General features: G+C 67.3%; 27 protein-coding genes. 14 read left to right on the top strand and 13 right to left on the bottom strand.

Features of this window, described 5'->3' with window-relative positions:
* The gene (locus ACUTR7_RS10560) at positions 1–1,311 is read left to right on the top strand and encodes an NtaA/DmoA family FMN-dependent monooxygenase (RefSeq protein WP_445608797.1); all 1,311 of its coding nucleotides are present in this window, start codon (positions 1–3) and stop codon (positions 1,309–1,311) included.
* Positions 1,312–1,338: 27 nt separating this feature from the next.
* On the opposite strand, the gene ACUTR7_RS10555 is transcribed toward ACUTR7_RS10560, so the two are convergent.
* The 4 genes from ACUTR7_RS10555 to ACUTR7_RS10540 form a co-directional block, all read right to left on the bottom strand.
* Entirely contained in the window at positions 1,339–2,034 is a 696-nt protein-coding gene (locus tag ACUTR7_RS10555; protein ID WP_012204984.1) for a response regulator, read from the bottom strand.
* The gene (locus ACUTR7_RS10550; RefSeq protein WP_445608796.1) at positions 2,031–3,692 is read right to left on the bottom strand and encodes an ATP-binding protein; all 1,662 of its coding nucleotides are present in this window, start codon (positions 3,690–3,692) and stop codon (positions 2,031–2,033) included. The genes ACUTR7_RS10555 and ACUTR7_RS10550 overlap by 4 nt, the downstream gene beginning before the upstream one ends.
* 12 nt (positions 3,693–3,704) lie before the next feature.
* Complete coding sequence (locus ACUTR7_RS10545; RefSeq protein WP_445608795.1) at positions 3,705–4,637, bottom strand: dioxygenase family protein; 933 nt, start codon at positions 4,635–4,637, stop codon at positions 3,705–3,707.
* An 82-nt stretch (positions 4,638–4,719) separates the two neighbouring features.
* A complete protein-coding gene (locus ACUTR7_RS10540; protein ID WP_016448111.1) occupies positions 4,720–5,019 on the bottom strand; it encodes a hypothetical protein in 300 nt (99 codons plus the stop codon).
* Positions 5,020–5,147: 128 nt separating this feature from the next.
* Here ACUTR7_RS10540 and ACUTR7_RS10535 point away from each other — a divergent pair, with 128 nt between their 5' ends.
* Positions 5,148–5,591, top strand: coding sequence for a hypothetical protein (locus tag ACUTR7_RS10535; protein WP_445608794.1), 444 nt, complete (start codon positions 5,148–5,150; stop codon positions 5,589–5,591).
* Here the strand turns inward: ACUTR7_RS10535 and ACUTR7_RS10530 are convergent.
* The 5 genes from ACUTR7_RS10530 to ACUTR7_RS10510 all read right to left on the bottom strand — a co-directional run bounded on the left by ACUTR7_RS10530 (position 5,566) and on the right by ACUTR7_RS10510 (position 10,335).
* Positions 5,566–6,624, bottom strand: coding sequence for an Ldh family oxidoreductase (locus ACUTR7_RS10530; protein WP_445608793.1), 1,059 nt, complete (start codon positions 6,622–6,624; stop codon positions 5,566–5,568). The genes ACUTR7_RS10535 and ACUTR7_RS10530 overlap by 26 nt on opposite strands.
* A complete protein-coding gene (locus tag ACUTR7_RS10525; protein WP_198819442.1) occupies positions 6,617–7,141 on the bottom strand; it encodes a gamma carbonic anhydrase family protein in 525 nt (174 codons plus the stop codon). The genes ACUTR7_RS10530 and ACUTR7_RS10525 overlap by 8 nt, the downstream gene beginning before the upstream one ends.
* Positions 7,142–7,145: 4 nt before the next feature.
* Positions 7,146–8,129, bottom strand: coding sequence for a tripartite tricarboxylate transporter substrate binding protein (locus ACUTR7_RS10520; RefSeq protein WP_198819441.1), 984 nt, complete (start codon positions 8,127–8,129; stop codon positions 7,146–7,148).
* 77 nt (positions 8,130–8,206) lie between these two features.
* Positions 8,207–9,352 (bottom strand): CaiB/BaiF CoA transferase family protein, encoded by a 1,146-nt coding sequence (locus ACUTR7_RS10515; RefSeq protein WP_445608792.1) that lies wholly within the window; start codon positions 9,350–9,352, stop codon positions 8,207–8,209.
* A 29-nt stretch (positions 9,353–9,381) separates the two neighbouring features.
* Positions 9,382–10,335 carry a hydroxymethylglutaryl-CoA lyase gene (locus tag ACUTR7_RS10510; RefSeq protein WP_445608791.1) on the bottom strand — a complete coding sequence of 318 codons (954 nt, stop codon included), beginning with the start codon at positions 10,333–10,335 and terminating at the stop codon, positions 9,382–9,384.
* Positions 10,336–10,449: 114 nt separating this feature from the next.
* Here ACUTR7_RS10510 and ACUTR7_RS10505 point away from each other — a divergent pair, with 114 nt between their 5' ends.
* The 4 genes from ACUTR7_RS10505 (at position 10,450) to ACUTR7_RS10490 (ending at position 13,352) form a co-directional block, all read left to right on the top strand.
* The gene (locus tag ACUTR7_RS10505) at positions 10,450–11,391 is read left to right on the top strand and encodes a LysR family transcriptional regulator (protein ID WP_445608790.1); all 942 of its coding nucleotides are present in this window, start codon (positions 10,450–10,452) and stop codon (positions 11,389–11,391) included.
* A gap of 69 nt (positions 11,392–11,460) precedes the next feature.
* Entirely contained in the window at positions 11,461–12,114 is a 654-nt protein-coding gene (locus ACUTR7_RS10500; protein WP_445608789.1) for a cytochrome b/b6 domain-containing protein, read from the top strand.
* Positions 12,111–12,902: a molybdopterin-dependent oxidoreductase gene (locus ACUTR7_RS10495; protein WP_445608788.1), complete on the top strand. Its 792-nt coding sequence runs from the start codon at positions 12,111–12,113 to the stop codon at positions 12,900–12,902. Before ACUTR7_RS10500 ends, ACUTR7_RS10495 begins: the two co-directional genes overlap by 4 nt.
* Before the next feature lie 105 nt (positions 12,903–13,007).
* Complete coding sequence (locus ACUTR7_RS10490) at positions 13,008–13,352, top strand: pentapeptide MXKDX repeat protein (RefSeq protein WP_445608787.1); 345 nt, start codon at positions 13,008–13,010, stop codon at positions 13,350–13,352.
* 161 nt (positions 13,353–13,513) lie between these two features.
* Here the strand turns inward: ACUTR7_RS10490 and infA are convergent, their stop codons facing one another.
* Positions 13,514–13,777, bottom strand: coding sequence for a translation initiation factor IF-1 (gene infA, locus ACUTR7_RS10485; protein WP_012204971.1), 264 nt, complete (start codon positions 13,775–13,777; stop codon positions 13,514–13,516).
* 513 nt (positions 13,778–14,290) lie between these two features.
* The gene (locus ACUTR7_RS10480) at positions 14,291–15,679 is read right to left on the bottom strand and encodes a GntP family permease (protein ID WP_016453662.1); all 1,389 of its coding nucleotides are present in this window, start codon (positions 15,677–15,679) and stop codon (positions 14,291–14,293) included.
* A 214-nt stretch (positions 15,680–15,893) separates the two neighbouring features.
* On the opposite strand from ACUTR7_RS10480, the gene ACUTR7_RS10475 reads away from it, so the two are divergent.
* The 8 genes from ACUTR7_RS10475 to ACUTR7_RS10440 all read left to right on the top strand — a co-directional run bounded on the left by ACUTR7_RS10475 (position 15,894) and on the right by ACUTR7_RS10440 (position 23,145).
* Positions 15,894–16,433 (top strand): GNAT family N-acetyltransferase, encoded by a 540-nt coding sequence (locus tag ACUTR7_RS10475; RefSeq protein WP_099751661.1) that lies wholly within the window; start codon positions 15,894–15,896, stop codon positions 16,431–16,433.
* A gap of 25 nt (positions 16,434–16,458) precedes the next feature.
* Positions 16,459–17,247, top strand: a complete 789-nt coding sequence (locus tag ACUTR7_RS10470; RefSeq protein WP_445608786.1) for a nucleotidyltransferase domain-containing protein — start codon at positions 16,459–16,461, stop codon at positions 17,245–17,247.
* A gap of 127 nt (positions 17,248–17,374) precedes the next feature.
* A complete protein-coding gene (locus ACUTR7_RS10465; protein ID WP_445608785.1) occupies positions 17,375–18,364 on the top strand; it encodes a LacI family DNA-binding transcriptional regulator in 990 nt (329 codons plus the stop codon).
* A 74-nt stretch (positions 18,365–18,438) separates the two neighbouring features.
* The gene (locus tag ACUTR7_RS10460) at positions 18,439–19,488 is read left to right on the top strand and encodes an ABC transporter substrate-binding protein (protein ID WP_445608784.1); all 1,050 of its coding nucleotides are present in this window, start codon (positions 18,439–18,441) and stop codon (positions 19,486–19,488) included.
* Positions 19,485–20,342 (top strand): ABC transporter permease, encoded by an 858-nt coding sequence (locus tag ACUTR7_RS10455; protein ID WP_445608783.1) that lies wholly within the window; start codon positions 19,485–19,487, stop codon positions 20,340–20,342. The genes ACUTR7_RS10460 and ACUTR7_RS10455 overlap by 4 nt, the downstream gene beginning before the upstream one ends.
* A 119-nt stretch (positions 20,343–20,461) precedes the next feature.
* Positions 20,462–21,229, top strand: coding sequence for an ABC transporter permease (locus ACUTR7_RS10450; protein WP_088165516.1), 768 nt, complete (start codon positions 20,462–20,464; stop codon positions 21,227–21,229).
* A complete protein-coding gene (locus ACUTR7_RS10445) occupies positions 21,219–22,280 on the top strand; it encodes an ABC transporter ATP-binding protein (protein WP_445608782.1) in 1,062 nt (353 codons plus the stop codon). Before ACUTR7_RS10450 ends, ACUTR7_RS10445 begins: the two co-directional genes overlap by 11 nt.
* Positions 22,267–23,145 carry a phosphodiesterase gene (locus ACUTR7_RS10440; protein ID WP_445608781.1) on the top strand — a complete coding sequence of 293 codons (879 nt, stop codon included), beginning with the start codon at positions 22,267–22,269 and terminating at the stop codon, positions 23,143–23,145. Before ACUTR7_RS10445 ends, ACUTR7_RS10440 begins: the two co-directional genes overlap by 14 nt.
* A gap of 26 nt (positions 23,146–23,171) precedes the next feature.
* Here ACUTR7_RS10440 and ACUTR7_RS10435 read toward each other — a convergent pair whose 3' ends face one another.
* A complete protein-coding gene (locus ACUTR7_RS10435) occupies positions 23,172–24,401 on the bottom strand; it encodes an IPTL-CTERM sorting domain-containing protein (protein WP_445608780.1) in 1,230 nt (409 codons plus the stop codon).
* Positions 24,402–24,733: 332 nt separating this feature from the next.
* Complete coding sequence (locus tag ACUTR7_RS10430; protein ID WP_012204957.1) at positions 24,734–25,219, bottom strand: winged helix-turn-helix transcriptional regulator; 486 nt, start codon at positions 25,217–25,219, stop codon at positions 24,734–24,736.
* Positions 25,220–25,283: the final 64 nt, after the last annotated feature.

The raw sequence follows: 25,283 nt of genomic DNA, 5'->3' as shown, positions 1-25,283 counted from the left end.
ATGACAACCCACAAACCCCTGCACATCGGCCTTTCCCTGGCCCCCACCTGGCTGAGCGGCGACGCCTGGCGGCGGCCCGGCAGCAATATCGAAGGGCTGTACTCCAGCGACTTCGCCCTGGACCTGGCCCGGCGCGCCGAGGCCGCGCACCTGGACTTCGTCTTCCGCCCGGACGTGAGCTTTCTGCCCATGGAGGCGCTGGAGACGGGCGCGGGCTTCGCCAGCCTGGACCCCACGGTGCTGATGGCCGCGCTGGCGCGCGAGACCTCGCGCATCGGCCTGGTGTCCACGGTATCGACCACGTTTTTCCCGCCCTATGCGGTGGCGCGCCAGCTGCAATCGCTGCACTGGATCAGCAACGGCCGCGCCGGGTGGAACATCGTCACGGCCCTGCAGGGCCACGAGAACTTCGGGCTGCAGGCCATGCCCGATGCCGATGAACGCTATGCGCGGGCCGCAGAGTTCACCGACGTGGTGCGCCGGCTGTGGGCCAGCTTTCCCAACGAGGCCTTGAAGATCGACCGGCACAGCGGCCGCTATGCCGATGCCTCGCTGGTCCACCCCATAGACCACGAGGGACCGCACCTGAAGGTGCGCGGCCCGCTGAACCTGCCGGAGTTCGGCGGCCCGCGCATTCCGCTGGTGCAGGCGGGCGCGTCCAGCACCGGGCGCGACTTTGCCGCATCGGTGGCAGACATTGTTTTCGCCCCCACGCCGGACCTGGACGCGGCGCTGGAGCTGCGCCGGGACCTGTCTCGGCGCGCCCAGCGCCATGGCCGCCAGGCGCAGGATGTGCGCCTGCTGCCCGGCCTGAGCCTGTACCTGGCCGACACCCGCGAGCAGGCCCGGGAGATGTTCCAGCAGACGCACGGCCGGGTGGACAGGGACCGCAAGCTGGCGTCGATCAAGGCCATGGTCGGCCTGGACCTGACGGACTGGCCCGCAGACCGGCCGATCACCGCAGCCGACCTTCCGCCGCCCGTGGCAACCCCGTCCAGCCGCACGCATGCGGGCCTGCTCAGGCGCCTGATGGAGCGCGAGTCATTGCGCATCGACGAGCTGCTGCAGCGGCCGGAAATCCTCTCCGCCGCGCACTGGCAGGTGGTCGGCACGGTGGACGATGCCGTGGCGCAGATCACCCAGTGGAGCGCCGCCGGCGCCATCGACGGCTTTCTGGCCGCGCCCGGCGGCTCCGTCGAGTCACTGCATTGCATGCTGGAGCAGCTGGTGCCGCGCCTGGTGGAGGCCGGCCTGTTCCGCTCCCGCTACACGGGCACCACGTTCATGGAGCACCTCGACGAGTCGAGGTAGGGGCTGCGCCCTGCCCGCGCCGGGCCTTCACTGCGCCCGCGTGTCGGAACCGCCATCGGGCTCGAACGCAAAGCCCACGCCATAGACGGAGCGAATCCACTCATGGCGGTCGTCCGCCGCCTTGAGTTTCTTGCGCAGGTTCTTGATGTGGCTGTCGATGGCGCGTTCGTTCACGTCCAGCGTGTCGGCGCAGGCCAGCTCCAGCAGCTGCGCGCGGGAGTACAGGCGGCCGGGCTGGCGCATCAGGGCCTGCAGCAAGGTCAGCTCGCGCTTGGTCAGCGGCAGCACGCTGCCGTTGAGCATGGCGCGGCCCTGCTCGGGCAGCAGCGTCAGGCGTTGCTGCGCGGGGCCGGGGCCGGCACTGCGGCGCAGCACGGCCTTGACGCGGGCCACGACTTCGCGCGGGGCGAAGGGTTTGCAGATGTAGTCGTCCGCGCCCAGCTCCAGGCCCAGCAGGCGGTCCATTTCCTCGACACGCGCGGTGAGCAGGATGACGGGGCTGGCGCTGTGGGGGCGGAACTGGCGCAGGATGTCCAGGCCGTCCAGCCCCGGCAGCATGATGTCCAGCACGGTGAGGTCGGGCGGGGAGCGCAGCATGCGGTCCAGCGCCTCGCGCCCGTGGCGGATGTGCTCGACTTCGTAGCCTGCATGGCGCAGGTAGTCGATGACGATGGCGGCCATGTCGGTTTCGTCTTCGACCAGGAGGATGCGGGCAGGCTTCATGGCGCGGGATTTTCCAGCAAGGGCAGCCACAGCGTGATGCGCAGGCCGCCCAGCGGCGAGGCAGCCGCCTCGATGCTGCCCCCATGGGCCTGGACGATGGTGCGGCAGATGGCCAGCCCCAGGCCGGAGCCGCCCAGGCCGTCGCCGTCGCGCACGCGGGAGGCGTCTACGCGGTAAAGGCGGTCGAACAGGCGCGGCAGGTGCGGGCTGGCCACGCCGGGAGCCGTGTCGTCCCAGCGCAGCTGCAGCATGCTGCGGTCCTGCATCTGGACGATTTCGGCGGACACCTGCAGCCGCCCGCCCGCAGCCGTGTAGCGCAGGCTGTTTTCCAGCAGGTTGGCAAACACCTGGTGCAGCCGGTGCGGATCGCCCTGCACCAGCGGCGGCGGAATGCGCGCGGCCAGCTGGTCCACGGTGGAGCGGTCCAGGCCGATGCCGACCTGCTCGAAGCCGGGCCGCGCGCCGTCCAGCGCCTCGCCCAGCAGGGTCAGCACATGCACGGGCACATGGCCCGAGCCGTGCAGGGCCTGCGGGTCGTCCAGGCTCACGCGCAGGTCGCTGACCAGCCGTATCAGCCGCATGATCTGCCGGTACAGGCGCAGCGCCATGCGGTCGTCCATGGGCAACACGCCGTCCTGCACGGCCTCGACCTCGGCGCGCATGGTGGACAGCGGTGTGCGCAGCTCATGCGCCACGTCGGCCAGCCAGCGCTGGCGCGAGGCCTCCATGGTGGCCAGCTGCACGGCCATGTCGTTGAAGGTTTCCGCAAGGCGGGCCAGTTCCGCATCGCCCCTGATGGCCACGCGCGTGTCCAGCCGCCCGGCCGCAATGCCGCGCAGGCCGTCGACGAAGGCGGTCAGCGGCTCCAGCCAGCGCCGCGTGAGCCAGGCCGACAGCAGCAGCGCCAGCAGCAGGCCGGCCAGCCCGGTCCAGGCCACAAAGCCCATCTGCTGCGCGAGGAAGGCGCGGTCCAGGTCGCGCTGCATGCCCTGCCCGGTCTGCACGGGGGACAGCACGATCTCGCCAATGGCCTGACCATTGGCTGCGCGCAGAACGCGATGCGCCGCACCGGGCTGCGGCGCCATGCCGGAGATGAGCTGGCCCTGGGCATCCAGCAGGCCCACGCGCGCCCACGGGCCGCCAAACGGGCGGTCTGGCGGCGGGCCAGGGCGGACTGTACGGTCTGTACGGTCTGTACGGTCGGAGCGATCTGAGCGATCTGCAGGCTCTCCGCCTTCCGGCCCAGGTGGCGGCGGAAACTCCGGGCCCGGCCCCGGACCGTGGCTTCCCTCAAAACCAGGCCTCGGCTCCGGCATGGGCATGGACATGGACATGGGCATGGACATGGGGGGCCGTGGCCCGGGCTCGCCCGCAGGAAAGCCCCGGCCCATGCCTGCACCCGGGCGCACCATGTCGCGCCAGAAACCGGGGTTGGCGCGCGCCGCATCCCAGCCGCCGTTTTGCTCATGGTGCTGGACCAGCCGCTCGGCCAGCCCGTCCATGCCGGTCAGCTCCACCTCGGCCATGTACGGGCCCAGGCCCCGTTGCAGGCCCAGGCGGGAGAAGCCGAGAAACACCAGCAGCAGGGCCACCAGCAGCACGGCCAGGGCGAAGAAGGCCTTGTGCTGCAGCTTCAGGCGCGGGAGGCGGAGGCTCATTCAGTTGCTGCGTCAGACGGCAATGCCGATGGAAATCGTGGCGGTGTGGCCATTGGTGGTGTCTCCGGTGAAGGTGGGCGTCTGCCAGGCGATCTGCTCGCTGGAGTTGTCGCCGAAGACATTGTCCGATGTCACACTGACCCGCGACAGGTTGGAGACGCTGGCGCTGTAGCCGCTGACACCGACATAGACGGCGCTGGCCACGTCCTTGGGCATGGCCATCTGCGAGGTCAGCAGCTTGTTGGTGTAGCTGCCGGCCGTGTCGAGGCTGCGGAACACCTCGAAGTGCATGTGCGGCCAACGCCCGTCATAGCAGCCCGGGAAGATGGTCACAAAGGTGCATTCGCCATTGCTGTCCGTCGCCTGCACGCCGCGCAGGAAGTTCTGGTTGAGCAGGTCGGTGGAGTACAGTGAATACTCGCCCTCGCGGGTGCAATGCCACAGGTAGATGGCATAGCCTTCCAGCGGGCTGCAGTTGGTGCTGACGTTGACCAGGGTGATCTTGAGCGTCAGCGGCAGGCCCGCAGCCGTGCCGCTCATGCCGCCAAAGCTGCTGCGCAGGTCGCTGCGCACCACGCCGCTTTGCGACAGCACGTTGACCAGGCTGCCGCGCGAGCCGTTGGAGCCGTCGGCGGGGTAAGGGCCTTCGGTTTCCGTGGGATCGACCATGCAGGTGCCGGTCGTGGTTCCAGTCCCCGTGCCCGTACCAGTGCCCGTACCCGTGTCGGTGCCCGTTCCTGTCCCGGTTCCGGTGCCCGTGCCAGTTCCTGTCGAATCACTGGAATCACCACCGCCGCCACAGGCGGACAGAAGCGCTGCAGCGCCGCCAGAGGCCATCAGGCCCAGCATGCGGCGCCGGTCGAGCAGGCGGCGCGCCATGACTTGCAGATCGTGCTGAAGGCCCAGGTCGTGGGCAAGATCATCGGCATCGTGAGAATGGTTCATGGGGATGGCTTTTCATGAGGGCCTGTGCGCAGGCCCGTGGGGTTGCAGACAGCCCGGCGGCGTGGCCCGCCGGGCCACGCGATCACTGCTGCGGATGGGGCGGCGGCCCACCTGCGCCGGGCCCGCCGGCCGGCATGGCCACCAGTTGCCCGTTCAGGCTGCGGCAGGTGCCGGCCAGCGTCTTGCCATCGGGCATGGTCAGCGTCACGCTGTCGCCCTCGGCCTTGCCCTGGCAGGCCGTATAGGCCTCGGGCGGCGGCGACGGCGGATTGCCGTGCCCCCCGTGGCCCTGCGCATGGCTGCAGGCCGCCGCGAAGGCCGCCACAGCCAGCACAAGGGCCGGGCGAATGCGTGAAGCGTTGGTTTGCGAGAAATCAATCATGGTCTTTTCCTGGAGTTGCCAAGGAATTCTTGCGACCAATCTGGGGGGAAATTGGGAGAAGTGGGGACGAGCTGGTACAAGCTCACAGAGCGAGTGAGTCAACAAGCTCTGCATCGCACAACAGAACCATGAAACCAACAAGATTCCTGCTGCTGGCCGCCCTGCTCGGCCCACCCGCTCTTGCCGCAGATCTGACCGTGATCGAAATGCATGCGGCAAGCGGCAATGATCGCCGGTACAGCCTGGATGGCCAGCGGGTCAGTCCGGCTCAGTTGAGAAACACACTCTCCAGGAAGCTGACCGCAGCCCCCGATGCCAAAAGTACGGTTCGCATTGCCGTGCTGGTCGATCCCGATGTGAAGGTCGGCGCCCTCTCCGAGCTTCGCGGCCTGGTGATGAAGGTGGGGTTCGGCATGCCGCGCTATTTCATGACGACGCGGGTGAATGACAGGCTCTCCGAGATCCAGGTGAACTACAGCCCGGTCTTCCCTAGAAGCGGGCTGGAGGCGGTGATGTCGTCCGGCCAACCGGCTGCAGATCCGTCGCTCACAACGCCAGCGCCACCCCGCTGAGCCGTGCCAGCGCCTGCAACTCATTGATCAGCGCAGACGACAGAGGGATGCCTTCGGCGCGGCGCTGGAGCTCGCATTCATGCTGGCGCAGTCCGGGATAGCGGCCTTGGGTGCCCTGGGCCGCGAGCAGGCCGGTGATCCAGCTGGCCATGTAGTTGTCAAATCCCCGGGGTGACGGTGCAGCCAGGGCTGGGTTGATGACCAGCAGAAAGGCGCAGGCGTTGGCGGTGGAACCTTCCGCCGATCCGGGTACAGCGGGCTGGAACAGGCCGCCGCCCAGCGCGCCCGCCAGGCATTCGACCACCATGGCCAGGCCCAGGCCCTTGTGGCCGGCCATGGGCTGCATGGCGCCCTGCAGTGCGGCGTGGGGATCGGTGGTGGGATGGCCGTGTGCGTCCAGCGCCCAATGCGGCGGGATTTGCGCATGGCCGTCGCGGACGGCAGCCATGACGGCGCCGCGTGCGACCGCACTCAGGGCCATGTCGAAGACCAGTGGCGGCCGTCCGGCCACGGGCGCGGCGAAGGCGATGGGGTTGTTGCCCAGCGCAGGCCGCGTGGCACCGGGCATGGCCATGATGGACGGCGTGCGCTGGCACAGCAGGGCCATGCAGCCCTGTTCCACGGCGGGCAGCAGCAGCACGCCCAGGGCGCCGAGGTGGCCGCAGGCCTCGATGTGGCAGGCCACCACGGCCTGGCTTGCGGCCCTGTCCAGGCAGGCTTGCAGCGCCAGCTCCAGCACGGGCTGGCCCAGGGCATGGTCGCCATGGCAGCGCAGCAGGCCGTTGTGCTCCTGCAGGCTGGGCTTGGCCCGGGTATGGATGGTGCCTTCGCGGATGCGCTGCACATAGGGCGGCAGTCTTGCCACGCCATGCGTGTCCACGCCGCGCAGGCTGGTGCGCACCAGTGCCTGGGCGGTGGCCTGCGCGTGGCATGCGCTCACATCAAAGGCCTGGAGCACGCCAGCAGCCCAGGCTTGCAGCGCTGCGGCGGGCATGCGCACGGCGTCGGTCAGCGGGTTCAGGGAATCAGTCAATGCGCTGCAGCTCCTGGCGAAAGGACATTGCACGCTCCACGTAGCTGGCGGCGCTTTGCAGCAGGCCCGCGACTTCTTCGTCACTGAGCGTACGCACCAGCTTGGCGGGGGCGCCAAGAATCAGCGAGCGCGGAGGGAACTGCTTGCCTTCGGTGACGATGGCGCCGGCACCCACCAGGCTGTGCGCGCCGATGACGGCACCGTTGAGCACCACGGCCTGTATGCCGATGAGCGAGCCCTCCCCCACGCTGCAGCCATGCAGCATGGCCTGGTGGCCCACGGTGACATGGGCAGCCAGGGTGAGCGCGAAGCCGGGATCGGCATGCAGCACGGCGCCTTCCTGCACGTTGCTGCCCTCGCCTATGCGCACGGGTTCGTTGTCACCGCGCGCCACGGCGCCGGGCCAGAGGCTGGCGCCCTCGCCCAGTGTGACGTCGCCGATGAGCGTGGCCTCGGCCGCCACATAGGCGGATGCGGGCAGCAGCGGTGCCTTGTTCCGATAACGATAGAGGGCCATGCGCTTACTCCAGCGTGACATTGGCCTTCTTGACCAGGCGCGCAAAGCGCTCCTGTTCGGAGCGCAGGAACTGGGCTGCCGCCTCGGGGCTGTTGAGCACGGTGTATTCGTCGCGCCGAGCAAAGCCGGCCTTGACCTCGGGGTCGGCAAAGGCAGAGGCGATGCCGTCGTGCAGGCGGCGCACCTGGGCGGGCGGCATGCCCTTGGGGCCTATGGCGGCCACCCAGCCGGCGATGTCCACGCCGGGAAAGCCCTGTTCGGCCACGGTGGGTACATCGGGCAGCGATGCCACGCGCTCGCGGCCCATGATGCCGATGGCACGCAGCGCGCCGGATTTGAGGTGCGCCTGCGCCGTGCCCACGGCGATCACGCCGAAGTCCACCTGCCCGCTGAGCAGGTCCACCACCATCTGGCCCACGCCCTTGTAGGGAATGTGGCGCGCCGTGGTGCCGGCCGCGTCCAGAAAGACTTCGGCCGCGAGGTGGAAGATGGTGCCGTTGCCGGACGAGGCGTAGTTGAGGTCGCCGGGCCGCGCCTTCATGAGCGCCTGCAGTTCGCGCGCATTGCGCGCCGCCACCTTGGGGTGGACGACCAGCACAAAGGGCGAGCCGCCGACGATGGACAGCGGCGTGATGTCGGCCAGGCTGTCGTAGGGCAGCTTCTTGAAGACGCTGGGGTTGACGGCGTGGTTGTTGGAGATGAAGGCGATGGTGTTGCCATCGGCCGGCGCCTTGACCAGCATCTGCGTTCCCGTGATGCCGCCCGCGCCCGGCAGGTTCTCCATGACCACGGGCTGGCCGCCCAGCGAGCGCACCAGCGCAGTCTGGGCCGAGCGCACGATGGTGTCGGCGCCCGAGCCAGCCCCCACGGGCAGGATGACGCGCAGCGGCGTGCCATTTTGGGCGCGCACGCCCAGGGCAGCGGCCCCCAGCGATGCGCCGGCCAGGGCCAGCAGGGTGCGGCGGCGGAAGGGATGGGACGAGTGCATGGGGTTGTCTCCTTTTTGTGTTGTCTCATGCGCGCCGGGGTGGTTTTTCTGCGGCCTTCGGCGCCCGGGGATGGCTGTCAGGTCCGTGATGCAAGGGCTCCGAGGATTTCTTCGGTGTGCTCGCCAATCCCGGCCAGCGGCATGCGCACGCCGGGACGGTGGCCGTTCATGAGCAGTGGCAGCAGCACCACGTCGGTCTGGCCGCCGTCTTCGGTCTGCATGGAAGCCAGGCCGCCGCTTTGGCGCAGGTGCGAGTCGTCCACCAGTTGCTCGGGCCGCGTGATGGGCGCGTAGGGAATGCCTGCGGCCTCCAGCTGCGGCGCAAGCCGGGCCGATTCATGGCTGGCCAGGATGGCGCCCAGCTCGGCCAGCAGTTGGGGGCGCACGGCCACGCGGGCGGCGTTGTCGGCGTATTCGGGGCGCTGCAGCAGGTCGGCGCGGCCCAGCACGCGGCACAGGGTGGCGAACTGCTTGTCGCTGACGGCGCCGATGAACAGCTGCTCGCCACCGGCCAGGGTGAACACGTCGTAGACGCTCCAGGCCGACACGCGCGAGGGCATGGGCGGCGGTGCCTCTCCCGTCATCAGGTACTGCTGCATGTGCTGGGAGGACAGAAAGACGCAGTTCTCGAACAGCGCGCTTTGCACCTCCTGGCCGCGCCCGGTGTGCTCACGCTCGCGCAGGGCGGCGAGCACGCCGATGGCGCCGAACATGCCGCCCATGATGTCGTTGACGCTGGTGCCCGCGCGCAGCGGCCGGCCCACGGGGCCGGTCATGTACGACAGGCCGCCCATCATCTGCACCACCTCGTCCAGCGCCAGGCGCTTTTCGTAGGGGCCGGGCAGAAAGCCCTTGTGGCTGACGTAGATGAGACCGGGCGCGCGCTGCGACAGCGTGGCGTAGTCCAGGCCCAGGGACTGCATGAGGCCGGGGCGGAAGTTCTCCAGCACCACATCGCTGCCAGCGGCCAGCTCGGCAGCGGTGGCGCGGCCCGCTTCGGTGGTGATGTCCAGCACCACGCTTTTCTTGTTGCGGTTGAAGCTGCGGAAAAAGCCGATGCCCAGGCCGGGCAGCGTGCGCGTTTTGTCGCCGCCCGGTGGCTCGACCTTGATGACTTCGGCGCCCAGGTCGGCCAGGATCATGCCGCAGGTGGGGCCCATGACCATGTGGGTGAATTCGATGACGCGGATGCCGGACAGCGGCAGCAGGGGTTCGGTGGCCATACAGGTGTGCTCGTGGGAAGGTAAGGGGTTCATGCAGCGGCGGGGGCTGCGTCGGCGGTGACGCTGCGCGGCAGGCCCGCGCGCCACAGCGCGCCGTGCAAGCTTTCGCCGGCCAGCCAGGCGGCCACCTTGGCGCGCAGGCGCAGCAGGGCCTCGATGTCCAGGCCCGTGTCGATGTCCATGGTGTCCAGCATGAAGGCCAGGTCTTCGGTGGAGGCATTGCCGCTGGCGCCGGGCGCATGGGGGCAGCCGCCGATGCCGGCCAGCGTGGCGTCAAAGCGCGTGACGCCGGTTTGCAGTGCGGCATGCACATTGGCCAGCGCCAGGCCACGCGTGTCGTGGAAGTGGCCGCACCAAAAGCGTTCGCCCGCAATGCGCCGCGCCTGCTCGAACAGCGATTGCACCTGGCCCGGCCCGCCGTGGCCCACGGTGTCGGCCATGCTGACGCGGTCGGCCCCCGCGTCCAGCAGGGCCTGCATGCAGCGCAGCACCTCGGCCGGTTCCACCCGGCCCTGCAGCGTGCAGCCGAAGGCCGTGCCAATGCCGCCCTCGATCAGCATCGTCGAACCCGCCGCATCGCGTGCGGCACGCATGCGGGCCACCTCGGCCACGACCTCATCGGGCGTCTTGCGCAGGTTGGCCAGGCTGTGGGCATGGCTGGCCGACAGCGGCACCAGCATCAGGTCGGCCCCGCTGGCAAGGGCGCTTTCGGCACCACGCATGTTGGGCACCAGCACGGAGACGAACAGGCCCGGCAGCGTTCGGGCATAGGCCACCAGCTCGGCCGTGTCGGCCAGTTGGGGCAGCAGGCGCGCGGGGACGAAGGAGCCGACTTCGATCTCGCGCTGGCCGGCAGCGTAGGCATCGCGTATCCATTCCTTCTTGCGCTCGGTGGACAGCACGGTCTGGATGCTTTGCAGGCCATCGCGCAGGCCGACCTCGCGGATGACGGCGGACTGCAGGGCACGGATGGGTTCTGGCATGGGAAGGTTCGCGTGGGGTGGTTTGTCTTGAATGGCACTTTAGACATTCCCACCAGCGTGCAGAAGCGATAATTTTTCGCCTTAGAGTTTCCCAAATGGAAATCCATAACCGCCATGAAAGACCTGGACCTGACCACCCTGCGGCTCTTTGTCGCCGCCTGCGACCTGGGCAATATTGCCCGCGCGGGCGAGCAGCAGCACATCGGCTCATCGGCCATCAGCAAGCGCATGGCGCTGCTGGAAGAGCAGGTGCAGGCCCCGCTGCTGGAGCGCCACCGCCGCGGCGTAGTGCCCACGGCAGCCGGGCTGATGCTGCTGGAGCACGCACGCGCCATGCTGGCCAGCGCCGACCGCGCGGCCCGCGACATGGCGGCCTACCAGCACGGCGTGAAGGGACAGGTGCGGATACTGGCCTCGGTCTCGTCGATTGCCGAGTCGCTGCCCGACGACATTGCGGCCTTTCTGCAAAAGCCCGAGCACGCGCAGATCCGCGTGGACATCGAGGAGCTGACCAGCAGCGAAATCATCCGATCCATCCGCGAAGGCCTGGCCCTGGTGGGCGTGTGCTGGAATGCGGCCGATCTGGAGGGCCTGCAGACCCTGCCCTACCGCTGCGACACCCTGGCCGTAGCCGTGCCGGCCGGCCACCCGCTGGCCTTGCGCGACAGCTGCAGCTTCAGCGAAACGCTGGATTGCGAGCATGTGGGCCTGCCCGCCTCCACGGCCGTCTACACCATGCTGGCACGGGCGGCGGCCATCATCGGCCGGCCCCTCAATTACCGCGCCGTGGTCAGCTCCTTCGACGCCACGATCCGCTGCGTGCGCGCCGGCCTGGGCGTGGCCATCATGCCCAGGGAGATCCTGGGCATGGCGGGCTCCGGTCAGGGCGTGCAAGGCGTGCAAGGCGTGCAAGGCGTGCAAGGCGTGAACATGGTGTCGCTCACCGATGCCTGGGCGCGGCGGCAGTTCGCCATCTGCTTCAGGGACGGCAGCCGGCTATCGCCTGCGGCGCGCACGCTGGTGGACTATCTGGCCGGGTGCGCCCAGGCGGGCTGAACAGGCCTTGGGAGTTATCACGATTAATTGAAGTTTGCGTGATACATCCGCTACAGGGTCCCTCCAACAATGGGACCCATGAACACCGCCCTCCTCACCCCCCAACCGGCACAGCCCAAGGATGGCCAGCGCATCCACCCGCTGTGGCTGCGCCTCACGCATTGGCTCAATGCGCTGGCCGTGGTCATCCTGGTGACCAGCGGCTGGCGCATCTACAACGCGGCGCCGTTCTTTGATTTCAGCTTTCCGGGCTCGATCACGCTGGGCGGCTGGCTGGGCGGGGCGCTGCAATGGCACTTCGCGGCCATGTGGCTGCTGGTGTTCAACGGATTGCTGTACCTGCTGCTCAACATCGCCAGCGGCCGATGGCTGCGCAAGTTCTTTCCCGTCAGCGTGCAGGGCGTGCGGCAGGACCTGGTGGCCGCCCTCAAGGGCCGGCTGTCGCATGCCGACCCGGCCCGCTACAACCATGTGCAAAAGCTGGCCTACCTGTTCGTGGTGCTGGACCTGGTGGTGATCGTGCTGTCGGGCCTGGTGCTGTGGAAGTCGGTGCAGTTCCCGCTGCTGCGCGAGCTGCTGGGCGGCTATGAATCCGCACGGCGCGTGCACTTCTTCGGCATGTCCGCGCTGGTGGCCTTCGTGGTGGTGCACCTGGCAATGGTCGCCCTGGTGCCCCGGACCTTCCTGACCATGATCCACGGCCGTGCGCCCAAGACACCATGAAAATCTTCAAAGCCCCTTCCCTGCCCGGCGTCGATGGCGAGGCCGTGGTGCACGAGGCACGCTCGCTGATCGCCCGCAAGCTGGACCAGCCCGCACGCCGCGCCTTTTTGCAACGCTCGCTGACGCTGGGCGGCCTGTCCCTGCTCACGGGCTGCAGCATCAGCGATGACAGCCACGTCGAGGCCGCGCTCAGCCAGGTATCGCGCTTCAACGACCGCGTGCAGGGCCTGCTCTTCAGCCCCACGCGGCTGGCGCCCACCTATTCCGCAGCCGAGATCACGCGCCCCTTCCCCTTCAATGCCTACTACGGCGAGGACGAGGTGCGCGAGGTGGACGGGGCCAGCTGGCGCCTGGAGGTGACCGGCATGGTCGCCGACCGCCATGCCTGGACCCTGGCCGAGCTGCGCGCCATGCCGCAGGACGAACAGATCACGCGCCATATCTGCGTGGAAGGCTGGAGCGCCATAGGCCGCTGGGGCGGCGTGCGCTTTGCCGATTTCCTGCGCCACATAGGCGCCGACACCAGCGCCAAGTACGTCGGCTTCAAGTGCGTTGACGACTACTTCACCAGCATCGACATGGCCACGGCCCTGCATCCGCAGACGCTGATGGCATTGACTTACGACGGGCAGCCCCTGCCGCCCAAATATGGCTTTCCGATGAAGCTGCGCATGCCCACCAAGCTGGGCTACAAGAACCCGAAGCACATCCAGGCCATGTTCGTCACCAACACCTACTCCGGCGGCTACTGGGAAGACCAGGGCTACAACTGGTTCGGAGGCAGCTGAGCGGCCTTCCAAGCCGCTGGGCCGCCAACGAAGGTGCGAGGCCGGGCCCATCCAAAGCCGGCCGATTTGCAATCCCGCAAACCGCTAATCCAAAGGAAGACTCAAATGACCAAGCTCACCACCACCCTGCTCGCCACCTGCCTCGCCCTGGCCGGTGCCACCACGGCATTCGCTGCGGATGAGATGGCGAAGGACGGCATGTCCAACGGAGCCATGTCCAAGGATTCGATGTCCAAGGATGGAATGAAGAAGGACTCCATGGCCAAGGACGGCATGAAGAAAGACTCCATGGCCAAGGACGGCATGAAGAAAGACTCCATGTCCAAGGACGGGATGAAGAAGGACTCGATGTCCAAGGACGGCATGCACAAGGATGGCATGCACAAGGACGGCATGTCCAAGGATGGAATGAAGAAGGATTCCATGGGCAAGGACGCCATGTCCAAATAAGCAGACGGACTCGCCTGATCCGTCTGGTGCCCTCCAGGCGGTCGGGCCGTCGGGGCTGCTTGGAAAGCTGAGTGGGGCTGCCGATCAGGCAACCAGGCACAGAGCCCGGTCCTGCCTGCGCCCCGAATGCCCGCTCTGCAACAGAAGCGGGCCGGCGGGCTTCAGCGGCGCTGCGGAGGACGCGGGCCCGGTGCGCCGGAGCGTTGCTCGATGTGGCGGAACGTGAGGCGACCCTTGTTCAGGTCATAAGGCGACATTTCAAGCGTCACCTTGTCGCCGGCCAGCACGCGGATGCGGTGCTTGCGCATTTTTCCGCCGGTATAGGCGATGAGCTGGTGGCCGTTTTCCAGCGTTACGCGGAAGCGGGAATCAGGCAGCACTTCGTCTACCCGGCCTTGCATTTCGATCAGTTCTTCTTTAGCCAATGGGACTCCTGTGAGTACATGTTGAAAGGGTTGCGTCGCCGCAAGTTGCTGGTGCAGCACCATGCTGCGGCCTTGGGCCAGCGCAGGATGACCGCTGCACGCAGGCAGCGGAGCATCGAAAAAAGGGAAAAGAGGACCCTGCAGGTGGCAGGGAGAGTGCGGACCCGGGAGGTGGGTTGGATTCGCGTGGTGCTCGCCGTTGAGAGTGACAGTTGCGGACCTCGTCACAGACTTTGTGACAGTGGGCGGCTAACGGCAGCCCGGAGACCGCGAAGGTGTCAGACGGGCACTGAGGAGGCGAACAACAAGGACAGCACCTCCATCAGTATAGGTGAATTGCCGGCCCCGCGTTGAAGCGGCGCCGGGTACCGCACCTGTACGGGGCGGCATTTTCCCTGTCGCGACTGGGGCAATCCGCAGTCGAACCGGAAGTAGTGCCCTCTCTTGGTGGTTGCCGCGGCATCGAAGCGGCCGCCGGCAGCCCGCCTCATGCCTTTCACTCATGCCTTTCACCTATCCCAGCTTGGGCAGCAGGTTGAACAGCAGCACCATCAGCAGGCCCACAAAGGACACGATGGACTGGACCACGGTAATCGTCTTGGTGGCCTCGCCCATGCTCATGCCGAAGGACTCCTTCACCATCCAGAAGCCCGCGTGGTTGGCGTAGTTGAAGAACAGCGAGCCGCAGCCAATGGCCAGCGCCAGCAGCGGCACGTTCAGCGAAGGATCGGAGGCCGCCAGCGGCGCCAGCAGGCCCGCCGCGCCGACGATGCCCACGGTGGCCGAGCCGGTGGACACCGACAGCAGCATGGCGATCATCCAGCCCAGCACCAGCGGAGGCAGGGCGAACTGCTGGGTCATGTGGACGATGGCATCGCCCACCTTGGCGCTGGTCAGGATCTGCTGGAAGGCACCGCCGCCCGCAATGATGAGCATGATGCCGGCGATGGGCTTGAGGCTCTGGCCCAGCGCGTCGCGCAGCTTCTCGGCATCGGCGCCGCGCAGATAGCCGAGGGTGATGGAGGCAAACACCACGCCCAGCAGCATGGCCACCAGCGGATTGCCCAGGAAGGCCGCCGCATGCAGCAGGCCCGAATCCTTGGGCAGAAGCACCTCGGCCAGCGCATGCACCAGCATCAGCAGCGCGGGCAGCAAGGCGCACAGCACGCCCATGCCGATGCTGGGCGCACTGCCCTCCCCGCCTTCCTTCTTGCCTGATGTGAACTGCTCCAGCAGGGCTGCATCGGGGCGCGTGCTCATGCGCGGCGTGATGAAGGCGCCGTACAGCGGGCCACCCAGCACCATGGCGGGAATCACGGCCAGAAAGCCGTACAGCATGGTCGGGCCGACCGTGGTGTGCAGCGTGGCGATGGCGGTGAGCGGGCCCGGGTGCGGCGGCACCATGCCGTGCATGGCGGCCAGCGCGGCGATCACGGGCACGCCCACATAGACATAGGCCGATCCCTTGAAGCGCTCATTGCTTTCCAGCTTGCGCGCCACGCTGAAGATCAGCGGCAGCATGACCACCAGCCCCACCTCGAAGAACATGGGAATGCCGATCACGAAGGCCACCAGGGTCATGGCCCAGGGAATCATGCGCTCGGACGTGCGCTGCAGGATGGCACTGGCCAGCCGCTCCGTGGTGCCGGAGTCCGCCAGGATCTTGCCCAGCATGGCGCCCAGGGCAATGACCACGCCCACCGCGCCCAGCGTCTTGCCGGCCCCATTGGTGAGGTTCTTGACGATCTCGCCTGGCGCCATGCCCGTGGCAAAGCCCACGCCAATGGAAACCACCAGCAGCGCCAGCAGGGGATGAAGACGGATGCGCGAGACGATCAGCGCGACGAGGACCAGCACGCTGGCCAGCGCGATGAGCAGCAGTTGGGTATCGAATGAAGACATAGGAAGCTTGGAGTTGTGATTCTTGGCGTTGGACCCCGCCTGCGCGCTTGCGGCATGCGGCATGCCGCAAGCGGTGGGCGGTTTCCAATCGCTACAAATCGTATGCCTGGGCCTGTCGGCGGGTTGTAGGTTTCAGGCTTGTTCACAGAGTTCGCGCTGGCGCCGGTCCACAATCGTCCCTGCCGGGCAAGCCGGCGCTGCCATCCCGGAACCCATGCGCATACACCATCCCCCCGTACCGGAGCTGCCCGGAATCTCCCTTCGCCAGGTCGAACGCTCGGACATCGGTGCCTGGTACGCCTACCTGAGGCTGCCCGCCGTCACCGAGCACACCAGTTGGAACCTCGCCTCAGGCGACGACCTGCTGCCGCTGTTCGATGCGTTCGAGTCCCCGTCCGCCGACTCCCAGCGCCGCCTGGCCGTCGTCGATGCCCGCAGTGGCCGGATGGTGGGCAGCATCGGCTTTCACACCATCTCCGGCGTGAACCGCACCGCCGAAATCGCCTACGACCTCGCCCCGGAATACTGGGGACGCGGCATAGCCAAGGCCCTGTGCGCGACAGTGACCCGATGGGCCTTTCAGGAATACGGCTTCATCCGCATCCAGGCTGCGGTGCTGGAGTCGAACCAGGCCTCGGCCAAGGTCGTGCAGGCCTGCGGGTACCGGCATGAGGGGCTGCTGCGTTCGTTCAGGCTGGTTCGCGGAATGCCCAGGGACTATGCGCTCTACGCGCGGCTTGCAGCAGACGAATGAGCGGGCGACGAGCCCAGGCATCCCCATGCACTCCTGCAGCGATCCTCACGCGACCCGCACTCTGGACCTCATCCCCAACGATCCTGTCCAGCCCGAGTTCCAGCGCCTGGTGGACGATGCGCGCGCAGCCATCGCCAGCGCCCTCGGCGAGGCGCTGGACAGCCTCTACCTGTATGGCAGCGTGGCGCGCGGCTGCGCGAGGGCGGGCTTCTCGGACTTGGACCTGACGATCGTGCTGGCCCGCCCCCTGTCCAGGCAGGAGAGCGCCCGGCTGGAGCAGCGGCGCCAGGACCTGCAACTACGTCACAAAGAAGTCGCGAAGATCGATTTCGACCTGGGCACTCGGCAAGAGGTGCTGGACCCGGCCCATCTCTACAGCTGGGGCTACTGGCTCAAGCATGAGTGCCGCTGCATCCACGGCGCGGACCTGGCGCAGCAGTTTGAGGCGTTCGAGCCGTCCAGGGCGATTGCACAGGCCGTCAATGGCGACTACGTGCAGGTGCTGAACGACTACCTGCAGCGCATTTCCGGAACCAGGGACGACATGGAGGCCCTGCGTCTGCAACGCGAAGCCGCACGCAAGCTGATCCGGGCCACCAATGTGCTGCGCCCCTGCTCAGGCGGCTTCTGGCCGCGCACGCTGGAGGAGTTCGCCGATTGCTTTGCGCAGCTCCATCCGGAAATGGCGCAGACCGTGGCTTTCTTTCTGGCGCAGTCAAGTACGCCCGAGGCACCCAGAGCTCGTTTCAACGCAGAGCTTTCGGCCTTCATCAGCTGGATTCGGCGCCAGCGAGCTGCATCTACGGCAGTCTAGGTACCGGGCAACGTCAGGGCCCAAGCCGCCAAGCGCCTGATACGCAACAAAACCTTCACTCCTCCGTCACCGCACCGTCACGCGCAGCGGGTGCAATGTAAACGTTTTCAAGAAATCGTTTACATCCATGAGCATCACCGAGGTTGCACGCCGCGCGGGACTGTCCGTCGCCACTGTTTCGCGGGTTTTCAATTCGCCGGAGGTGGTCAATGCGCAAACGCGCAGCACGGTGCTGCGTGTGGCGCAGGAAGTGGGCTATGTGGCCAATGCCAGCGCACGCACGCTGCGCACGCGCAGCAGCAAGGTGCTGGGCGTGGTGCTGCCCACGCTCACCAATCCGGTGTTTGCCGAGTGCCTGCAGGGCATTGCCTCGCAGGCGGCGCTGCGCGGCTATGCGATTTCGCCTTGCACCACCGAATACGACCACGCCGGTGAAGACGCGGCCACTACGCGGCTGCTGGCCAGCGGGGTGGATGCGCTGGTGCTGGTGGTCTCCAACCCTGGCGATTCGGCGGCGCTGGCGCGTGTGCGCCAGGCCGGCAAGCCCTATGTGCTGGCCTATCACCACACCCATGAGCATGCCTGCGTGGGCGTGGACAACACGCGCGCCGTCAGCGAACTGGTGCTGCGCCTGGCCGCGGCCGGCCACAGCCGCATCGGCATGGTCACGGGCCAGTTGCGCGCGTCCGACCGCGCCCAGCAGCGCTGCCGTGGCTATGCGCTGGGCATGCAGGCCGCAGGCCTGGCGCCGCTGCCGGTCTGGGAGGTGCCCTTTGCCGCCACCGCCGTACAGATGCTGCAGCAGCACCTGAGCGAGCAGGCGCCGCCCACGGCCATTGTCTGCAGCAACGATCTGCTGGCGATACGTACCATCCGCGCGGCATCGCTGGCCGGGTTCCGCGTGCCTGCGGACCTGAGCGTGGTCGGCTTTGACGGGATTGCCATGGCGGACGATCTCACGCCTTCGCTGGCCTCGATTTCCCAGCCCAACCACGACATCGGCTCGGCCTGCGTGCGCCTGCTGTGCGATGCGCTGGCGGGCAAGAAAAACCTGGCCGCGCAGGACAGCCTGTGCCTGCCGCATGGCTGGCGCAGCGGCGAGTCCTGCCGGCTCTAAAACCAACAACAGCGGCCCGCGCAAGCCAAGGCCGTGCCCTTCCCCACGCCCCCCAACCTCTTCGAGTACGCACCATGAAACTGACTGCCCTCCCCTTCAAGCTCTCCTTCAAGCTCTCCTTCAAGCCCTCCTTCAAGCGCCTGGCCCTGCTGGCCGCCACCACCGCCGTCTGCGGAACGGCCCTGGCCCAGAGCGCCATCTGCTACAACTGCCCGCCCGAATGGGCCGACTGGGGCACGCAGATCAAGGCCATCAAGGCCGATACCGGCATCACCGTGCCGCCCGACAACAAGAACTCCGGCCAGTCGCTGGCCCAGCTGGTGGCCGAGAAGGCCAGCCCCGTGGCCGATGTGACCTACCTGGGCGTGACCTTCGCCATCCAGGCGCAGAAAGACGGCGTGGTTGCCGCCTACAAGCCAGCCAACTGGGACCAGGTTCCCGCCGGCCTCAAGGACCCCAAGGGCGAGTGGGTGACCATCCACTCGGGCACGCTGGGCTTCATGGTCAACAAGGCGGCGCTGGGCGGCAAGCCCGTGCCGCAGTCCTGGACAGACCTGCTCAAGCCCGAATACAAGGGTCTGGTCGGCTACCTGGACCCGGCCTCGGCCTTCGTGGGCTATGTGGGCGCCGTGGCCGTGAACCAGGCCATGGGCGGCACACTGGACAACTTCCAGCCCGCCATCGACTACTTCAAGAAGCTGCAGAAGAACGAGCCCATCGTGCCCAAGCAGACCTCGTATGCGCGCCTGCTGTCGGGCGAGATCGGCATCCTGCTGGACTACGACTTCAACGCCTACCGCGCCCGCTACAAGGACAAGGCTGACGTGGACTTCGTGATCCCCAAGGAAGGCACCGTGGTCATGCCCTATGTGATGAGCCTGGTGAACAAGGCGCCGCACACGGACAACGGCAAGAAGGTGCTGGACTATGTGCTGTCCGACAAGGGCCAGTCCATCTGGGCCAACGCCTACCTGCGCCCCGTGCGCGACGTGGCCCTGCCCAAGGAGGTGGCCGGCCATTTCCTGCCCGCCAGCGAGTACGCACGCGCCACCTCGGTGGACTACCAGAAGATGGCCGATGTGCAAAAGGGCTTCTCCACGCGCTACCTGCGTGAAGTGCGTTGAGCCAGGCGGACTGCATCGTGGGCATTCCCTCCCAAGCGCCAGGCGACTGGCGCGCCCGCGCGCTGCTGCTGGCCTGCAGCGCGCCGGCCGTGGCCTTCTTTGCCGCGTTCTGGCTGCTGCCGGCCGGCCTGCTGCTGGCGCTGCCGGCGCGTGAAGGCTGGCGCACCTACTTCGCCACGCTGACCGACGCGCTGTACCTGCAAAGCCTGCTGCAGACGCTGGCCCTGTCACTGGCCGTGACCCTGGCCACGCTGCTGATCGGCGCGGTGATGGGCATTGCGCTGGCGCGCCACCGCTTCACGGGGCGCGGCCTGCTGCTGTCGCTGCTGACGCTGCCGCTGTCGTTTCCGGGCGTGATCATCGGCTTTTTCATCATCCTGCTGGGCGGGCGCCAGGGCGCGCTGGCCGATCTGTCGGTGGCCCTGGGCGGCGAGCGGATCACCTTCGCCTACGGGCTGCTGGGCCTGTTCCTGGGCTACCTGTATTTCTCGCTGCCGCGCGCCATTGCCTCCTACACGGCAGCGGCCGAGGCGCTGGACCCGCACCTGGAAGAGGCCGCGCGCTCGCTGGGCGGCAATGGCTGGCGCGTGGCGCGCGATGTGTGGTGGCCGCAGTTGCTGCCCACCACGCTGGCCTGCAGCGCCATCGTGTTCGCCACGTCGGTCGGCGCCTTCGGCACGGCCTTCACGCTGTCGAGCAAGTTCGAGGTGCTGCCCATCACCATCTACAACGAGTTCACCAACTACGCCAACTTCGCCCTGGCCGCCAGCCTGTCGATCAGCCTGGGGCTGATCACCTGGCTGGTGCTGTGGCTGTCGCGGCGCTGGGCGGGTCCGGCCGCCTCGGGAGTCTGAACATGCGGACCACACAAAAAAATAGCCCCCACGCTGCCCTTGCAGCGCAAGGTCCGCTGCCCCCCGAAGGGGCCGCTTTTTGCCTTGGGGCGGCCCGGCGGCCAAAAATGCCACCGCTGATGTGGCTGGTGACGGCCACGGTCACCCTGTTCATGCTGGCGCCCATGCTGCTGTCGGTGCTGGCCGGGCTGGTGCAGAACTACGGCCAGGGCCTGTCCAGCGGATTGACCACCCGCTGGCTGGCCGAGGTCTGGGCCGGCTACGGCAATACCGTGCTGATGTCGCTGCTGCTGGCCTGCGCCTGCGTGGCCATGACCTTGGTGCTGGGCGTGCCCTGCGCCTATGCGCTGGCGCGCAGCCGATCGCCCTGGGCCCGGCATTTCGAGGAGCTGCTGACCCTGCCCGTGGCGATTCCGGGCCTGGCCAGCGCCCTGGCCCTGCTGCTGGCCTATGGCAGCGTGGCCGCCTTCCGCCAGAGCTTTGCCTTCATCCTGGTGGGCCATGTGGTGTTCACCCTGCCCTTCATGGTGCGCATGGTGGGCTCGGCGCTGCGCCGCCAGGAACTGGTGGCGCTGGAGGAGGCTGCGCGCAGCCTGGGCGCCTCGTTCACGCAGCGCTTCCTGGGCGTGCTGGTGCCTGCCGTGCTGCCCGCCATCGTGGCCGCCTGCCTGATGGTGTTCACCCTGTCCATGGGCGAGTTCAACCTGACCTGGATGCTGCATACGCCGCTGACGCGCACCCTGCCCGTGGGCCTGGCCGACAGCTATGCGTCCATGCGCATCGAGGTGGGCTCGGCCTACACCCTCATCTTCCTCATCGTCATCCTGCCCGTGATGTGGCTGCTGCAGGCGCTGGGGCATTTCATCGAGAAGCATTATGGAAAGTAACAGCGTCGCCATCGACATCCGGCAATGCGCCAAGACCTATGCCGACGGAACGCGCGGCCTGCAGGCCACCGACCTGCGCGTGGAGCCCGGCGAGGTGCTGGCCCTGCTCGGCCCCTCGGGCTGCGGCAAGACCACGCTGCTGCGCATCATCGCGGGGCTGGAGACGCCGGACGCGGGCAGCCGCATCGCCTTCGGCGACACCGACGTCACCCGCGTGCCCATAGAAAAGCGCCAGGTGGGCATGGTGTTCCAGCACTACGCGCTGTTCCCGCAGATGAGCGTGCAGGCCAACATTGGCTACGGCCTGCGCATACGCGGCGTGTCCGAGCAGGAGCAGCGCCGCGTGGTGGGCGAACTGGTGGACCTGGTGCGCCTGAACGGCCTGGAGCACAAGCGCCCGGCCGAACTGTCCGGCGGCCAGCGCCAGCGCGTGGCCCTGGCCCGCGCCGTGGCATCGCGCCCGCGCGTGCTGCTGCTGGACGAGCCGCTGACCGCACTGGACGCCAAGCTCAAGGAAACCCTGCGCGACGAGCTGGCCCAATTGCTGCGCCAGCTGCGCATCACCGCCGTCCACGTCACGCACGACCAGCAGGAGGCCATGGCCATTGCCGACCGCATGGCCGTGATGCAGGCAGGCCGCATCCTGCAGGTGGGCGACGGTGAGAGCCTGTACCGCCGCCCGGCCCATCCCTTTGTCGCCACCTTCCTGGGGCGCGTGAACCATGTCGAACGCAGCGAAGACGATGCGCGCAGCAACCGGCTGGCGCTGGCCGGCATGGAGCTGGCCTGCCCGGCCGAATGCACGGGCGCGGCCCGGCTGCTGCTGCGCCCTGAAGACATCGAGGTCTGCGCCGCCGGCACGCCGGGCGGAGTGCCGGCATCGGTGACGCGCCGCGTCTTCCTGGGCGACCGCCTGCAGCTCACGCTGGAACTGGCGGGCCACACGCCGCTGATGGCCGACGTGGCGCGCGACCACGCCGCGCAATCGGGCGACCGCGTGGCCCTGCGCATCGCCCCCCATCAATGGATGCCCAACCATGCCCACGCCTGAAAGCCATCGCACTTCCCGCACTTCCCGCACTTCCATGACCACCTTCCTGGCCCAGCTCACCGACCTGCACATCCGCGAACCCGGTCGCCTGACCTACCGCCGCATCGATACCGCCCGGTACCTGGAAAGCAGCGTGCAAAGCGTGCTCGCCCTGCCCCAGCCCCCGCATGCCCTGGTGATCACCGGCGACCTGACCGACTTCGGCAGGCCCGCCGAATACGCCCACCTGCGCAGCCTGCTGGCGCCGCTGGGCGAGCTTCCCATCTACCTGCTGCCCGGCAACCACGACGACCGCGACGCGCTGCGCACCGCCTTTCCCGATCACACCTGGCTGCGCAGCGAAGGCTTCATCCAGTACGCGGTGGACATCGGCGATCTGCGGCTGATCGCGCTGGACACCGTGGTGCCCGGCCACAGCGAGGGCGCGCTGTGCGAGGAGCGCCTGCAATGGCTGGAGCTGCAGCTGGCCGCCAGCGAAGGCCGCCCCGTGGTGATCGCCATGCACCACCCGCCCTTCGAGACCCTGATAGGCCACATGGACAAGATCGGCCTGCTGCAGGGCGCCCAGGCACTCGAAGACCTGGTGCGCCGCCACCCCAACGTGCAGCGCGTCATCTGCGGCCACCTGCACCGCAGCATCCAGGTCGCCTTCGGCGGCACGGTGGCCATGACCTCGCCCGCGCCCGCCCACCAGGTCTGCCTGGACCTGGCGGCCAACGCCGCATCGGCCTGGACGCTGGAGCCGCCCGGCTTCATGCTGCACGCCCTGCCGCACGGCGGCCGACTGGTCAGCCATGCGGTGGCCAGCGGGCAATTCGACGGGCCGCACCCGTTCTGGGATGCGGACGGGCGGTTGATCGACTGAGCCCGGGCCGGCGCGCCCTGGCCGCGTCAGCGGCCCGCGCCGACCCGCTGGCGCCGCCCCAGCCCCATCCATCCGATGGCTGCAGCCAGCAGGCTCAGGACCACAAGGGCTGTGTGCTGCAGCGTCGGCACGGGGGTCACCTGGCCACCGCCGGGGGGAGCCGCCACCGTATTGATGGACGCGGAAGCCATGCACGGCACCGTTCCCACGACCTGCCCTGCTTGCATGCACTGCACCGACGGGTCCCCGGCATCCACCGTGGCCACATTGGTAATGGTTGCGGGCGCCGGGTTGGACACGCTGGCCATCACGGTGAAAACCAGCGAGTCTCCTGCCGCGAACACGGGCACCGTGACTGCCAGCGATCCGGAGCCTGACGCCACGGGACATGGTGTGCTGGCGCCGGGCGTACAGATCCAGGTGGCGCGCTCCAGGCCGGCAGGCAGGCTGTCGGCAATCTGCGCTTGGGTGGCGGGCACGGTCCCCGTATTCCTGACGGTGATGGTGTAGCGCACCTCCTGCCCCGCCTGCACCTGGCCTGCGGGCGAGATGCTATGGGTCAACGACAGGGCAGGATGCACGGCCTCCCTGTGCCAGGACATGACGTTCTGGTTTTGCACGGGCGCCCCGGTCCACGCAACGGACACGCCGTTGTCGGGCATCTCATAGGTGCCCAAGCAGGTGTCGCTTTCACCCGAATGGCTGACCTGCTGGGATGTTTCCGAGAACAAGGAAGCGCACATCGCGTTGTTCATGGCACCCACCTGTTCTGTGGCCATTTCAAACCGGCTGAGCATATCCACATCATTGGGAGATCCACCCGGGCCAATTTGATTGATGGAGCGGTGCGGATTGTTTCCCGTCAGCCAGCGTTGAAGGTGGATTCTGTTTCTCACGATATTGGATCCACTGTCCGTGGAAACCCTGAATATGAATGCGCGCACATCCGGATCGGAACTGCTGTAGGTGTTCAATCCGTCCGAGAAACTATAGGAAGTCACCAGCGCCCTTATTTCGCTCTCGTCCAGATTGGGCTGCAAGGGTGCGGCCGTTTCAAACCAGCCGGCCAGGCGGGCGGTCCTCGGAAAATCCTGGCATGAGCCGTGAGACCCCAGGGGACACGCCGTGCGATCCTGGAAATCCGAGTAGGCGGTTCTCATCTCCCCGTAGTAACGCGTTACTTGCGCGCTGGCGGGGGGGCAGGCCGAGAGTGCTGCGCCGGCCATCAAGGCAGCCATGAGGGCGTGATTGTTCATAGAACTCCCAGTGATAGATAGATTTGAGCTATCAAGGTATCACTGGCATTGAACTTTAAAAATCAACAATCCCTTACAGCCACTATCCAATGACAAATATTTGCAATCCCGCCATTGGAATTGAACTCCAAGCCGTCGTCCGGTTTACTTTTCAACGGAGAGCGCCGATGAATGCGGAACTCCATAACAACCGATCTTCCGCCCAATATCCTTTTTGATTGGATCGCACAATACCCCATTTGAATCAACGATATTGTGACAAACGTTTCAAACAGTAAATAACAATAAGAAATGGCGGTAGATCCGACCCTGGAACGCCGAGGACGGCGCCCTCACCGGTCCACAGGCAGCGCCAGCGTCTCCTTGACCTCTTCCATCACCACATAGCTGTGCGACTCGGCCGGCACGGGCAGTTTCTTGAGGATGTCGCCCAGCAGGCGGCGGTACTCGCGCATGCCGCCCAGGCGGGCCTTGACCAGGTAGTCGAAGCTGCCCGAGACCAGGAAGCACTCCAGCACGTCGGGCACGTGCAGCAGTTCCTGGCGCACCTTGTCGAAGACCTCGCCCGACTTGGACGAGAGCTTGATCTCCACGAACACCAGCAGCGTCTTGCCCAGCGCCTCGGGCGAGAGGTGGGCGTGGTAGCCCGTGATCACGCCATCGCGCTCCAGGCGGCGCACGCGCTCCGAACAGGGCGTGGCCGAGAGGCTGACCTGCTCGGCCAGTTCGGTCATGGAGATGCGGCCATCCCGCTGCAGGATGTCGAGGATCTTGCGATCGGTGCGGTCAAGCACGCGGTTTTCACTTTTGGCAGCCATGGCGGCGATTCCCGGGGCTTATCAATCACTGGAGAGTAGCAATATTTCAGTGGTTTCCACTGCC

The organism is Delftia sp. NA_296.1, from assembly GCF_052692095.1.
This window is presented reverse-complemented; position numbering and strand designations above follow the sequence as displayed.